The 12,839-nt window shown below is 58.1% G+C and carries 13 protein-coding genes; 4 read left to right on the plus strand and 9 right to left on the minus strand.

All coding sequences use genetic code 11. The features are described from left to right. Window positions 1–427 precede the first annotated feature (427 nt). Together U5A58_RS15985 and U5A58_RS15990 are read right to left on the minus strand one after the other, a co-directional pair. Window positions 428–874, minus strand: coding sequence for an antitoxin Xre/MbcA/ParS toxin-binding domain-containing protein (locus tag U5A58_RS15985; RefSeq protein ID WP_321962132.1), 447 nt, complete (start codon window positions 872–874; stop codon window positions 428–430). A gap of 85 nt (window positions 875–959) precedes the next feature. Then, the gene (locus U5A58_RS15990) at window positions 960–1,478 is read right to left on the minus strand and encodes a 3'-5' exoribonuclease (protein WP_321962133.1); all 519 of its coding nucleotides are present in this window, start codon (window positions 1,476–1,478) and stop codon (window positions 960–962) included. A gap of 307 nt (window positions 1,479–1,785) precedes the next feature. Between U5A58_RS15990 and U5A58_RS15995 the strand changes: the two genes are divergently transcribed. Beyond that, window positions 1,786–2,025, plus strand: coding sequence for a helix-turn-helix domain-containing protein (locus U5A58_RS15995; protein ID WP_321962134.1), 240 nt, complete (start codon window positions 1,786–1,788; stop codon window positions 2,023–2,025). Window positions 2,026–2,878: 853 nt separating this feature from the next. Here U5A58_RS15995 and U5A58_RS16000 read toward each other — a convergent pair. From U5A58_RS16000 to U5A58_RS16015, 4 genes are all read right to left on the minus strand, one after another. Then, entirely contained in the window at window positions 2,879–3,382 is a 504-nt protein-coding gene (locus tag U5A58_RS16000) for a type II toxin-antitoxin system CcdA family antitoxin (RefSeq protein WP_321962135.1), read from the minus strand. Between the two features lie 15 nt (window positions 3,383–3,397). After that, window positions 3,398–3,817, minus strand: coding sequence for a hypothetical protein (locus tag U5A58_RS16005; protein ID WP_321962136.1), 420 nt, complete (start codon window positions 3,815–3,817; stop codon window positions 3,398–3,400). 1,262 nt (window positions 3,818–5,079) lie between these two features. Continuing rightward, window positions 5,080–5,946: a transposase gene (locus tag U5A58_RS16010; protein ID WP_321962137.1), complete on the minus strand. Its 867-nt coding sequence runs from the start codon at window positions 5,944–5,946 to the stop codon at window positions 5,080–5,082. A gap of 170 nt (window positions 5,947–6,116) precedes the next feature. Continuing rightward, a complete protein-coding gene (locus U5A58_RS16015) occupies window positions 6,117–6,383 on the minus strand; it encodes a flagellar transcriptional regulator FlhD (RefSeq protein ID WP_321962138.1) in 267 nt (88 codons plus the stop codon). 683 nt (window positions 6,384–7,066) lie between these two features. On the opposite strand from U5A58_RS16015, the gene U5A58_RS16020 reads away from it, so the two are divergent. Then, window positions 7,067–7,282: a hypothetical protein gene (locus tag U5A58_RS16020; RefSeq protein ID WP_321962139.1), complete on the plus strand. Its 216-nt coding sequence runs from the start codon at window positions 7,067–7,069 to the stop codon at window positions 7,280–7,282. 245 nt (window positions 7,283–7,527) lie between these two features. Here U5A58_RS16020 and U5A58_RS16025 read toward each other — a convergent pair whose 3' ends face one another. After that, window positions 7,528–8,301, minus strand: coding sequence for a three-Cys-motif partner protein TcmP (locus tag U5A58_RS16025; protein WP_321962160.1), 774 nt, complete (start codon window positions 8,299–8,301; stop codon window positions 7,528–7,530). A gap of 304 nt (window positions 8,302–8,605) precedes the next feature. Here U5A58_RS16025 and U5A58_RS16030 point away from each other — a divergent pair, with 304 nt between their 5' ends. Beyond that, a complete protein-coding gene (locus U5A58_RS16030) occupies window positions 8,606–9,463 on the plus strand; it encodes a phage Gp37/Gp68 family protein (RefSeq protein WP_321962140.1) in 858 nt (285 codons plus the stop codon). A 29-nt stretch (window positions 9,464–9,492) separates the two neighbouring features. Beyond that, window positions 9,493–10,764 (plus strand): three-Cys-motif partner protein TcmP, encoded by a 1,272-nt coding sequence (locus tag U5A58_RS16035; RefSeq protein ID WP_321962141.1) that lies wholly within the window; start codon window positions 9,493–9,495, stop codon window positions 10,762–10,764. A gap of 147 nt (window positions 10,765–10,911) precedes the next feature. Here the strand turns inward: U5A58_RS16035 and U5A58_RS16040 are convergent, their stop codons facing one another. Together U5A58_RS16040 and U5A58_RS16045 are read right to left on the minus strand one after the other, a co-directional pair. Then, window positions 10,912–11,415, minus strand: a complete 504-nt coding sequence (locus U5A58_RS16040) for an H-NS family nucleoid-associated regulatory protein (protein ID WP_321962142.1) — start codon at window positions 11,413–11,415, stop codon at window positions 10,912–10,914. 640 nt (window positions 11,416–12,055) lie between these two features. Then, the coding region (locus U5A58_RS16045) for a LysR substrate-binding domain-containing protein (protein ID WP_321962143.1) at window positions 12,056–12,839 on the minus strand (784 nt) is incomplete at its 5' end.

Raw genomic sequence — 12,839 nt, forward strand, 5'->3', positions numbered from 1 at the left:
ACGACCCGTCCCTCCAGCCCAGCGAGATCCCCTTCAGCGGCTGGCTGACCGAACCGAGCCCGGATCCGTCTCAGCACGAGTTCGGATTCGCCTCGCTCCGATTCTTCGCTGGCATCTATCATCCTGTCCTGCCGCCCGGCGGTGGCTGATGGTGACCGAAACATATCGAGACTGCGCAGCGCCTTCCAGGCTGTCGGTCATCGACCGTGACCGCGGTTCGCAACACTTGCACTCGTCCGTCATGGATCAGGCAACGCACGTGCCTCGCCTGCCAGGCCCACATCTCAAAGACTGACGCGGGCAGCCAGTAACGTGTGCACTGGCTCCATGCGCGGCTGAGCGCAGCCTCCCTCGCGAATGTCTCCTTCCCTCTCACCGGCCGGCGGACGCAGCCACCACGCAAGTCCGTTGCGTATCGACGTTGCGACTAGCCATGCCAGACACCTCTAGCCTCCTCCTGCGCCGCGACAATCACACGTCCGGGCTCCGTTGCAAGCAGATCGAGTGGACGCTTGCCACCCAGGTAGCTGTTCACCGATGCAAACCAGTACGCGAGGTGCCAGCCGTCCTTCGTGCTGTCGAACACTCGAAGGACATCGGCAAGCGCCGCTACCGGTCGAAACTGGCGTTCAGAATCGAGGCCGTAGGCCGGGAAGTAGTCCTGTTGTCCGTATCTGACCGAAAAGATCTGGCCTTCCGCATTCCAGCAATCGGGCCGCACTGACGAGCCAGACGCGTCCGGGCACGCGATCCGCGTGACCTGCTCAGCGGTCAGCCAGTCGCTCGCTTCGAAGACAGCCCGTCTGGCCGCCCGAAGCATCGAGGCGTCACTCTTTCGGACACGCGCACCTTGCACCATATGCGGATCGCTCATGCCTGCCTCAGTTCCATGTAAGCCCCCCCCATCACGCCGCTCTGTTCCTTCAGTCTTGCCGTTGCTCGAGATGAGAACGCCGCGCTCAGCCGGCGAAGGCGTAGAAATTCGCCCGCGCATCGTGCAGCGCATGGTGCTCCCCTCCGTGCTGGTCGAAATACGCCGCACGCCGCTTCGCATCACACCGGCCAGCGATGTTTTCGAGCGTCCAGCCGCGTGGCAACGGACCTGCAAGGAGGAACCGGAGCAGGTTCAGGTCCGTTTCATGGTCGTAGCAGAGAACTGGCCGCGACGCAGGTGGAATATCTGCAAGCCACGCGCGCAGGGCCTCACGCAGTCGTTCAAACGGCATGGCGCACCCTTGGATGCGGCCTAGTTGTGGCAGCACCACCGCATGCACGAAGTCACTACATAGCGCTTCGTCATAGTCGGTGCGCTCGCCATAGAAGTCGATGCCGGCCTCACTAACGATAGCGAGGCTGATGAGTTCGCAGGATCCGAAACCGGTGTACTCGGTGTCGATGAAGTACCGCGTGTACCTTTCGCTGGAACCGTAGTCCGGTACAGGAAAGACGATCGCACCGTGAAAGCTCGTATCGATCATCGACGCCTCACCTCCGATCATTGCATGTTGACCGAGCCCGGATGATGCCAGATGCTCCCCGCGCGAAGGACTATGTCAGGGTCCCTAGTACAGGGCAATGCCAGCTCGCTGGCGCAGAAATCCGCCTTGTGCGGGCGCAAGCGGAGCCAGATCTTGTTACATTTTGCACATTATAGATTGTAGCTCAATCAAGTGCATCCGATGACATTGCTCCTATTTGACCATCGTGAGCAATCAGTCACTTCGCAGCGGCTTGGGGAGAGCTCTCAAGGCGGCTCGGCGATACCGGGCCGTTTCCCAGGAATCGATGACCGCAACCAGTCGAACATACTTGAGTTCGGTCGAAAGGGGCCGACAAAGCCCGACGCTCGACAAGTTGGAAGGAATCGCCAACGATATTGACGTCCATCCATTGACGCTACTAATCTACGCCTACACGGCGGGGGCATCGGAGAGCGAGGTACAAAGAACCAAATCCCGGGTTGAACGCGAACTTGAGAATCTGGCCCTCTTCGATCAAAGTGGATTAGCGATTGATTCAAGGTGACATCTGTAGGTCGGGGATGGATCATTATTCCCACCTTTTCATGACGCCACTTATTGCCGATTGCTTTCCCGTGTCTCTCAGTGGCACTTTCCATGGGAGATATTATGTTGATCGCAAGCGAACTTGCGAAAGTCGCCACGGAGTTTCCAGAAGATCTTTTACGGATGAGGAGGGGTCATCGGACGCACAGCGCCAGATGACGTCCTCGTGCTTGCGTGGGCACGGTATTCGATAGCCTGTGCGCGAGCTGGCTAGGGCTGCCAGAGAACGAGGCCACGCTGACACAGATATTGCTGTCTTAGCTGCCAGAAGCCAGCGTCCCGCCCGACTGGAGATGCGATTCTCACCACCCACGAGGAAGCTGAAACCGGAAATGCTGTACTCATGTTTCCGCTGGATCGACTCGGATGGAAAACAGGCGACACGGTTTCAGTCAGCGAGGATGGCGGGGGCGGGCTTACATTGCGTCGTGGCTATTGTGAAGAAAATGCGACCGGCACGCTTCCCCTCCCCTTCAAGAATACTTGAATCGATCATGCCGTATCGCCTGTTCGTCGAAAGCCGGAGAGTGCGCGGCCGAGTAAGCGCTCTGGATGCGCTGACCGGCAACTGGAGGGCGTGCTGTCGGAGAGGACAAAGGGCGCGGTCCGCCGAGGGGGTGTATCAACTGAATGGCTGCTGGGCTCCAGACAAACGATTCCCGCCTTGCAGTTAGACGGCACACGGGCAGCGGCACTCCACGCCAATTGGGTGGGCCGCCCGCACCTCAGCGTTTAAGTGACTCATAACGTCAGCTTGCGCATCGAGGAGAAACGCGTTGCTTGACGAGCCCGGATACACACTAACCAGCTGGTCAAAGGCTCCGGAACTGGGCCAGCGGCAGGCCGTGCTTTTCCACGTGCTCGTTCGAACTCGCGATTGCATCCGCGTTTTGCTCCATCCAAACCTCGGCGCGCTTGTCTGCGACCGCCCTGGCCAATCCCGCCTCGGCTGCTTGCGAAACATTGATGCCAAGATCCGTGGCTTGGGCGAGAAGGTTTTCCGCGAGCGAAACGTTCGTGGACCTCGTCGGGGGCGCCGTATAGTTCGCCGTCGTTGGGAATCTCCGGACTGACTGATCCCTCACATGTTGCCACGAGCAACACATTCCGGGTTTGACGCTTTCCGCTCCGGCGCGGCTTAGATAGTCAGCCGGTGATACGCGTTCAAATGGCGGACCAGGCCCTGTGGGTCGCCACGTCTTTCGAGCAGCATTGCCAGATTGTGTTGGGCATCCGCGTACGACGGGTCGAGCTCCGGGCAATGCACACCCTGTCGCAACCCGGCGGATGGTCTTACGGATAAATAAGAGCTGCATTGAGCGTCACGACGCTCACGCGACATGGCTCCCGCTGTAGCGCCTCGCTGCCGCGATGACTTCCTGAGGACGATGCAACGCGTCCTTCGGCGCAACCGCCTGCGCCCGCTCGTCACTGAGCCACCCGTTCGGGTAGTGAAACCACGCGGCGATCTTCCAAGTGTCGGCGACAGCTCCGAGCGCCGCGAGAATATTGAGGATGACAGGCTGCGGCTGGCAAGCCGTGTCGAACTGGTAGGCAGCAAAATACGCCTGACCTTCGACCGTTACGCTATAGATAAGCCCCCCTCGCATCCAGTCGGTCGCCGGCTGCGACTTGCTCACAGGCGGTCGCTTTTGCCGTGAGTTGATCTGCTCTGCGGTCAGCCATTCGCCCTGTTCGAATATGGTCCGTATTGTTTCCAGGCGGCGACGACGCTCATTCAACATGACCATCTCGAAGTTCCTCTGCTGGGATTGAGAATGTGAGCGAGCCTGTTTGACACGAAAGGCCGCACACGGGAAAAATATAGTCATAAGACAACTCTTCGAATGCCATCAACGCCTGCTCAGTCTTTCTACAGAGTGAAGCCCCAATGGGCTGCGTTGTCCCATGCACCGCGCGTACGTCATTCGTACCTCGTTGATAATTATTACCGTGCGGTGACCGGAGATCGTACACAGGATCGCCTGCCTCGCCGGACACTGCAGAAAATCGGGAATTTGGCGTTGTCGTACGTTAGTTTTGGTCTGTACGTTTTCTCCGTACACAAAGCGAATAACGTACAGGTCGATACGTAATGCACGGTACGTCTGCTGATCCGTCAATGCGACTCACCGCCTCGTCCCGTACCCATCGTTTTCCTGCGATTGAGCGGATTATCGCGGCCACGCTCCCTCACCCATTTGACCCCGTTTCTAATTAAAATTATGTTAAATAAAACGTACGCGGTGAACTATGACGCCCGCCTGCTCCTGGAAAAAAGAGAAATCCTCGAGTGCATAGTCAATTCACCCTTCGCCGCGTAGCCCGATTCAAACACTTCCGACACCGCTCCTCCAATTGCTTCTCCCGGTCTGGAATCTGTTCCGGATGAACGTCGTGCTGCTGCGCCACGTTGCAGCCTTAAATCGTTTCTGCTTGCCCATGGTGTCGACCACCTGGCCATCCGACATATCACTTAGGCAGCGGCAGTCGTGCCCCCAACTTCAGCAGCCGCCTGAGGTGCGGCAACTTCGACAGGTGTCGCCGACTTCACCGTAGGCTTCGGCGCACGGATTTTGCGCACGACAGTTGGAAATATTACTGTCAACTTCTGAATAGCTCGCGCAATGCGAAGTCGAAAATAGGCCGACGAACAGATTGCGTGCGACTGCAAACTGCCGTTCAGCGAGTGGGGGAGCCTGACGTTGGAACTGCCGTAATATTCCGGAACCTGACGGACGAGCTACACACACAATTTGGCCATTGCTGTCACTGAGACCGACTAGGCTCTACGTCGGCAATGTGGCCGATTGCTGACTGACTGGGATCGGACAGCCGAACGACAGCCTCCTCGATCAGCGAACTCACCCTGTCGCCCCGAAGCGATCGCTCGACCAAATCACCATTAATGACCGTTCCTCTACCGATCGGCGACACCCTTGATCGATGCGTTTCGGTCACTCAGGCAACCTAAAGTACTGAGCTTGGGTCTGACTCTCGGTGACTTGGGTCGTTATGCGGCGTTAGCTCTCCGCAGAGATTTGGCAAGAAGAGCGGCTTCCCGATCGTTTGCTTGCTCATATTCCCTACAGGCAAAGTGTTCAATCCATCGGTGCGCCCAGTCCATCGCGCATTGTTTCGCCGCATCTGACGCGACGAATCGCGGGCCCACCAAACCCGAGCGCGCAATGCGCTTGCCGCCGCGCATGATCTCCGCCCACCCTCTGAACATCTCACCGCGCACCATATCGGCCGCGACATAGATGACAAACCCTCGTTCGTCTGCGACCCGGTTGCCTTTCGCCGTGAGCCCCATCCAGAACGCCCCCTGCTGATAGTCGCACCCGCCAGAGAGAATCAGATGTTCGGGTACACATGCATCGTCGGAGGCAATCGCGAGTCGCGAGTGCGTAGCACGTACCTGTCGCGTCCCCGCGAGAGCCGCGACATGCGAGTCACGATCGGTCTCGTCAGCGCTCGACGCACGCCAAGACTCCTGGCTGCGCCAGAGCACCTGCGGCGACCCACTTCCGTCGAAAACACGCACATCGAGTTTGGCCTCGGGCTTCTTGTTCGACTGCGGTCCATCGGGGATGTATCGGAAGCGGCGCCCCGTGTTCGACAGCTTCTGAATCATTTCCGCGAGTTTGCCATCCTGAAGCCATTCGTCGAACCGGCATCGACAGGTCGGCTGTGACGGATATTGCGCAGGCAGCTTCGACCACGCTTCTCCTGTCGTCAGCACCCAAAGCACAGCATTCGCCACAATGCGTGTCTGCACGCGCGGGCGTCCGCGCCGCAGGATACGGACAAGATGTTCGCCATTGAGTATCGGTCCGACGAGAGACCATTCCTCATTGGAAAGCTCTTCAAAATGCATACCTTCCTCCGCACCGCCTTGTGCCTTTCAAAAGCATCAAACGGCTGAAGCGTCGTGCCTCGTGTCCCGCGCGAGGCGGCTCGCATGAGATACGCAGCAATCGTTAGCTTTGTGCACTTTCATAAACGCGAGGCGACGTGCGACACAGTGTGCTCTCTGATAGCGATGGACTAGACCCGTGCCTTGATTTCGCTTCTCTCGGCAAGCAGGGCCAGCACCAGCGTGTCGCGAAAGCTGAACGAGCACAGCATCTGCGGAACTGAGGCCAGCTTCTCGATCTGCGCGGGCGTGAGAGCGGCAATCACGTCGGCGATGTGGACAGGCAAACGGAGGCGTTGCATCTCGCCGCTTCGATCCCGCAGCAACAACTGCTGAATCAGGACGAGATACGCAGCGTTGAGACCCCTGATCTGACTGAGAGTGTCGTCCGAACTCATTCATCCTCCTTAGGCCCTCACTCCAGCTACCTGCGAGATCCATTTCGCACGTCAGAGCGTTAGGGCAGACATGTCACAACAGAAGAACACGTCGTTTCCTCGGATTGCCGTGATGGTTTCGTCCCGATCCCGCCAAAAAGGACGAGTTCGTGTTGGTTCCATGCGGCGTGGCAGATCGAGATTTAACGTTTGCGCGTAAGGAGGATTGATCCATACCAGAAAATTTGGCGCAGTCAGGAGGCAACCCGAGGGTGAAATGGTATCCGCCGAATATTGTGTAAGGAAACCCCTAACGGATCGAAACACCGCTTGAAATGGAGGGGTGGCTTGGAATTGCTGAGCACAAACCGAAGGCTCGTCAGTAACTCTGCGGCGAACGCAAACCGGTAGATCGCATACAGGCGCCGTTGGTATCAGGCGGCCTATTTCACGTCCTCATGAACAGACGGTAGTGGGGCAACGCTCACACAAAAAAGCAGGTACGTGCACAAAAAAGCAGGCTACAAGCGTGTCGCCCCAAATTCCCTCTCGTCCTAATCCGTCGTCCGTTCTCACGAGCACCGAAGTCAGTACGCACCTCCCGCACCAGCGACCTCAAGCAGGTTGCACCGCACTTTGAAAAGACCAATGTCGCTTTGCGCGACCTTTTCCGCTTCGGCGGCAGCCCGACGCAAAGCCCCAGGATGGCACATCTTGTCGAACAAGTCGGCGCCGGTCCTTCGGCGGTGGGCACCAGCTTTGCCAGCCCGCGCGCCGCGGCAGACGCGGCACAGTCACTCGCCGATCCGGCGAAACGACCGCTTTGCCCCGAGGGAGATAAGTTGCTCGAGCAGACCTACGGATCTTCTGCCCTTTCGAACTGGAATAACCGCTACGGTTTGACGTCGCCGGACAAGTAACAGCGCGACCATATGTGTGCCAGCTGGCTATTTCGGGCGCATGCTGCGGTGGCCGACGAGGCGCGCCAAGTTGCTAATTCGAGATACCTCGTCGTGATTCCGTTCATGTGGCCGGACCACGCGGAGGCAGTGAACGAAGACGAGACCTGCAGCTTAGCCATGAGGGGCCGACTAGCCAAAGCAATCGTTGGCGTCCATGTCGCACTCTATGCGTCTACCATACTCAATCGCAGGATTAGGACAGGTCAGAACAGACTGCGAGTTTCGAGTTGACACGCTGCTCGCCAAAGTTTATCGGCGAGCGGATGTCGAGCAATGAGGCACAGCCAGTACATGGTCGACTCCTTGCTGTTGCGCACAGGGTACATAGTGTCGCAAACGCTCATCCCGGCCCCGCTCACCAGTTCCTTCCAGTGTCCGATGAAAGCATCCCGCATCGCATGCTTCGAACTCATCTTCCGCACGATGTCCCGCCAGCCGGGCGCAAAGTGATCCAAGGGCGAGTGAGCCAATTCGAGGCCGCTCGCGATGTTGCGCTGGATGTCCCCCGTGCTGAGATGGACGACGATGTCCATCGTCGGCATAGCAGCGAGCTTCTCGATGATAGAAAAATGTAGATGCCCCGCATTGTACGGGTCAAGGAGCGCGAGATGGATGCCACCCTTCTTGAGTTTCGGCAAGACCCAATCGATGGTTTCGTGAGCGCGCCCTACCTTAGACTGAAGTGGCACGTCCTGCCTGCGCAGGCGGGCATCGCATGCGGCGAGGTACTCGGGGTTCGCATCCGCAATGAAGAAGTCCGTAAACGCACCCCGCTTCCGCTGAGCGATGTGCCAGGCTGCGAGCGGGCCGCCGTCCTGAAAAGACTGGGTGTGCTTGATCTTTACCCTCCCGGTTCCCGCGAAAAGGTCTATGTATGTCCGCTGACTCGTGAACTTCTGTCGCGCTCCCCAGGACGCATCGATATATCGCCGAATGATCTGGTGTTTCTCTTCGGTAACCCAACGCCCTACTACCATCGCCGGCAATCCATCGACAGGGTCTGGGACGACCTTCTCCTCGACTTCCACATTGCCCTCGCAGTTTTGAATTGTTATTTGCTTCACGCGCCTTCCGGCGTTGGTGCGTCCATCGTGTTTGCTGCACCGCAAAAAACAGCGCGGCGCTGCGCGCAGTCCAATATCAATCTACAGGACCGCGCTCAGTTTAAGGGTGAATTTGGGTTTCGTTGTGGGCTCAACGCGTGGGGTTGACACCCACCATATCTTTGCAGTGCGCTGCGGGCGAGTACAATACGGCACCAGGTCACTGACGCAGCAGGCAATGGGAAAAGATTCTCGCATCGAATGGACACATCACACCTTCAACCCATGGTGGGGTTGTGTCAAGGTATCGGCGGCCTGCGATCACTGCTACGCGGAAACCTGGGCAAAACGCCTCGGCGAGGGGCTGTGGGGCCCGCACACTCCACGACGTTTTTTCACTGACGCCCACTGGAAAGAACCTATCAAGTGGGATAAGGATGCTGCGAAGGACAAGGTTCGCCGACGAGTTTTCTGCGCCTCGATGGCGGACGTTTTCGAGAATCGGCCCGACCTGGTGGCTGAACGTCGGCGTCTGCTCGACCTAATTGCCCAAACGCCTAATCTCGACTGGCTGCTTCTCACGAAGCGTATCCACCTGGTTCGCAAGCAGTTGCCTAGAGGTTACGAGTTCCCGAAGAACGTGTGGCTTGGCACCACCGTCGAGGACCAGGCCACAGCACAAAAGCGAATCAAGTACCTCCTGGAGTTCTCTTCGCCGTCCGTGAGATTCCTTTCCTGCGAACCACTCCTGTCCGCCATCGATCTTTCGCCCTACCTGATGCGAAACGAAAAGGGTAATCGCGTCGATTGGGTAATCGCCGGTGGTGAATCGGGACCGCACGCTCGCCCGATGGATCCAATCTGGCCAGACGCCTTGCAGAAGCAATGTGCCAAAGCGAAGGTACCGTTTCACTTCAAGCAATGGGGACATTGGGCTCCGGTTGATCAGGTGCAGGACGTGGTGAAGAAAAGCACACCCATCCGTGTCATTCGGCAAGACGGCAGTGAAGTGTCCGTTGCTGCCATTGGCAAAGCCAAAGCAGGACGGGTTCTGGCCGGCAAGCATTGGGACCAATTTCCACGCACTGTCGCTTAGCTCACTAACCTTTCCCGAAAACTCTCACCTTGGCAAAACGTCACTACGATTGGAGCAACGGTCCGGCCGAGCTCGAGCCACATAGCCTGACGAAACACCAAGTTCTAGTCGACTACCTGATCCGCTATTTCCAGCAACGCCTTCTCAATGCCCGCGGACGAGAACATATCCGCATTACACTGATTGATGGTTTCTGCGGTGGCGGCCGGTACCAGTTGAAGGGTACAGGCGAACTCGTGCTTGGTTCGCCCCTGCGAATGCTCAAGGCCGTCGAGGAAGCATCGTTCAGGATAAATCTTGACCGGCCAAAACACATCAACTTCGATGTGCAATTCGTCTTTATCGACAAGGATAAGAAGGCGCTCAATCATTTGCGCGAAGTTCTACGCGAGGAAGGCTACGAACGGGCAATCGGTAGCACTATCCATTTAATTCAGGCAGAGTTCGGCGCCGCTGCGGACGAAGTCCTTGCTCGCATAAGGAAGCACACTCCACTCGCCGGGACTGCGCTCTTCTTCCTCGACCAATACGGCTATGCAGAAGTCCCTGCGCCGCTCATCCGGAAGATATTTGCTCACGCACGCGATGCCGAGGTCGTCCTGACCTTCCATGTGTCATCTTTCGCGACCTACACCAACGACGAGCTTGCACAAAAGATCTCAGCGACCCTGCAGATTGACATCCTCAAACGCTTGGGCGGAAGGTCAATCGACGAGATTAAGAATAACGAGGCAGACTGGCGGCGATTCATTCAGGCCGCTCTCTACGAAGCTCTGGTAGACGGGTGCGGTGCCGGATTCTTCACCCCCTTCTTCATTCGCGGCGCAGGAGCGGGACACGGCGAATTCTGGCTCGTGCATCTTTCCCAGCATCACCGAGCTCAAGACGTCATGAAGCAGGTTCACTGGCAACACAGCAACCACTTCGTGCATTACGGCGGCGCCGGCCTCGACATGCTCGCGCCGCAAACCATGGGTTTCCTCCAGGACTTCGACGGGGGCTTTCGGTTCGACGACATCGCCCGAGACAAGTCCGACAAGGAGTTGGTCGTCCAGCTTGCGAGGCGAATTTTCTCGCAGTCCGAACCGAAGACGTTTTCGCAGATGTTCGCCGAAACTTGTAACGGCTCCCCAGCGACCGCATCGATGTACAAGGACGCGCTCGCTACACTTGTCGCGGAAGGTGATGCGACGATCCGCTCTGTGGATGGAAAGCAACGATACCGTGCGCGTTACATGAGCGATACGGACATCATCGAAAGACCCAAGCAGTCCAGGCTATTCAATTTCACGAACGTGTAGGCAGCAATCCTAATTCGATCGCTTTGCCAGTTGGCAGCAGGTGAAGATGGCTCTTAGTGCCCTGCGTTGCAACCCGCGGACTCAGATGCTCTCCGCCGCCTTCGCAGGCAGAACGGCTAAATCTGGCTCGCTATTAGCAACAGTTACTTAATTTTGGGCGATCAGGAATTTAGATGGATCCTTGGCCCCAGCGATCCACGCCGGAGCGCGACCACGGCCACTCCAGGTGGCACCAGTCTTCGGGTCCTCATATTTCGGGGGCTGCGGACCCCGCACGTAGTTGCCTGGCTTTGCAGCCTTCTTCGCAGGATCGCCGACCTTGGCGAATGCTTCGCTTGCGAGGAATTTGGTCCTATCCTTCACATTGGCAATCCAAGCCGGTGCTCGGCCACGACCCGTCCAGGTTGCCCCCGACTTCGGGTCACGATACTTAGCGGCTCCCGCACTCTGATTAGCTTTGGCGTTCGAACCAGCCTGGCGGCCGCGTCGCTTTCCGCCGAGGTACGTCTCGATGTCCCCGATCGTGACGCCATGCCGTTCCATAAGCCCTCGAATCTTTCCGAGAACATCGGAAGATTGCTTCTTCTCAATTGCTTCCGCCTGTGACTGAAGTTTCGCAATCTTGGCTTGTATGGTTTGAAGAGTAGCCATAGCCTTCCCCTAGGTGAATTGGATGCATGCCACTATGCCAGAATGCACACAGGAAGGGCATGAATTGCTTCCGAAATAGGAGTTTACTTCGACGATCCGTGCTGCCGAATCAAGGAAAATTCCAGATACAAAGTGCAAGGGAGTCTCGGCGCGGCCATGCTACAGTCGGGCGACAGCGCATCCGATGTGGTCAAATTGGCGGACGGGGTAATGTAGGACGTGAAGGCGCGCGGCAGGGCGAATCGCTCGTCACAGACGCCTGGGGAACTCGCCGCTTGACGGAGACGCAAGGCGTCGGTGATGCGGGAAAGCTGATTAATTTAGTTTTCCGAATTAAAATTCGAACATTTCTATTATATTAAATTCATGTGGACTTCACCCTGCTGCGGGCGGTCAGAAAGGAAAACGACAAGGTCGGCGGGCTCAAGTCCGAGACGCTACGCATTGACTCCGCCGCTCAAGGATAAGTTGATCTCATTGCGCGCGGTGGAGTCGTCGCCCGACGCCGACCGCGTCAGATTGCAGCCGGACAAGAGCACTCAGCCCTTCTGGACGCTTATTAGCTTCCCGATCGTAGATTCCGCGTTTTGGCCGCTCAACTAAATTCGAAGACCACAGGCGGGGCGGCACACATTTGCGCTCATCCGTGCAGCGAAGCGGCAATCCGCACCTTCACGGAGGCCACGCAGTCCAGTGCCGTAGCCAGCACGGGATTCGGCGAAACTTCGCCATAGTAGAGCCGCACCGTTTCAAGAAAGCGCGCGCCTTCGATCGGCGGGATGGCAAGCGTGGCGCGCCGTGCCACGGTCAACGGCATCAATGCGAGAAACGGATACAGGCCGAGCATCGTCTCGTTCGCCTGGATCGAAACCGACTGCACGCAGCCCGCCGGCAACTCAAGGCCGCCGCGTTGCATCCAGCGTTCGAGGGCGACGAAGGTGGGCGCCTCGCGCGGCGGCAGGATCCACGGCAAGCCAGCAAGATCGGCGCGCTTGACCGTACGCCGCGCCGCGAGCGGATGGTCGCGTCCGCACACGATCACGATAGGATCGTCCAGCAACGCGCGCGAGGCCAGCGCACCCACACCCTCTTGCGGTTCGGTGCGGCTCAGCACGATATCGAGGCTGCCCGCGGCGAGCATCAGAAAAAGCCGGTCGCTCGTCGCCTCGAAAAACGACACGTTGACGTGGGGCGCGCGCTTTTTCAGCTCGAGCACGAGTTCGGGCGCGAACACCGGCAGTACGGTTGGCACCGCACCCACGGCAATGCGCCCCGAGAGTCCGCTCGTGAGCGCATCGACCTCGTAGCGCGCCCGCTCGATCTGATGAAACACCTCGCGCGCATGCCGCAGCAGCACGTCGCCCACCGCGGTGAAGCGCAACCGGTTGCCCACGCGCTCGAGCACCGGGGTGCCGAGCCCTTCT

The sequence above is a fragment of the Paraburkholderia sp. J7 genome (assembly GCF_905220155.1).
Taxonomy (GTDB): domain Bacteria; phylum Pseudomonadota; class Gammaproteobacteria; order Burkholderiales; family Burkholderiaceae; genus Paraburkholderia.

Excerpts from the sequence above, each read along its gene's own strand:
- U5A58_RS15985 (WP_321962132.1), bottom strand. The coding sequence starts at position 874 with ATGAGCGATCCGCATATGGTGCAAGGTGCGCGTGTCCGAAAGAGTGAC.
- U5A58_RS15990 (WP_321962133.1), bottom strand. The coding sequence starts at position 1,478 with ATGATCGATACGAGCTTTCACGGTGCGATCGTCTTTCCTGTACCGGAC.
- U5A58_RS15995 (WP_321962134.1), top strand. The coding sequence starts at position 1,786 with ATGACCGCAACCAGTCGAACATACTTGAGTTCGGTCGAAAGGGGCCGA.
- U5A58_RS16000 (WP_321962135.1), bottom strand. The coding sequence starts at position 3,382 with ATGCAGCTCTTATTTATCCGTAAGACCATCCGCCGGGTTGCGACAGGG.
- U5A58_RS16005 (WP_321962136.1), bottom strand. The coding sequence starts at position 3,817 with ATGGTCATGTTGAATGAGCGTCGTCGCCGCCTGGAAACAATACGGACC.
- U5A58_RS16010 (WP_321962137.1), bottom strand. The coding sequence starts at position 5,946 with ATGCATTTTGAAGAGCTTTCCAATGAGGAATGGTCTCTCGTCGGACCG.
- U5A58_RS16015 (WP_321962138.1), bottom strand. The coding sequence starts at position 6,383 with ATGAGTTCGGACGACACTCTCAGTCAGATCAGGGGTCTCAACGCTGCG.
- U5A58_RS16020 (WP_321962139.1), top strand. The coding sequence starts at position 7,067 with ATGGCACATCTTGTCGAACAAGTCGGCGCCGGTCCTTCGGCGGTGGGC.
- U5A58_RS16025 (WP_321962160.1), bottom strand. The coding sequence starts at position 8,301 with ATGGTAGTAGGGCGTTGGGTTACCGAAGAGAAACACCAGATCATTCGG.
- U5A58_RS16030 (WP_321962140.1), top strand. The coding sequence starts at position 8,606 with ATGGGAAAAGATTCTCGCATCGAATGGACACATCACACCTTCAACCCA.
- U5A58_RS16040 (WP_321962142.1), bottom strand. The coding sequence starts at position 11,415 with ATGGCTACTCTTCAAACCATACAAGCCAAGATTGCGAAACTTCAGTCA.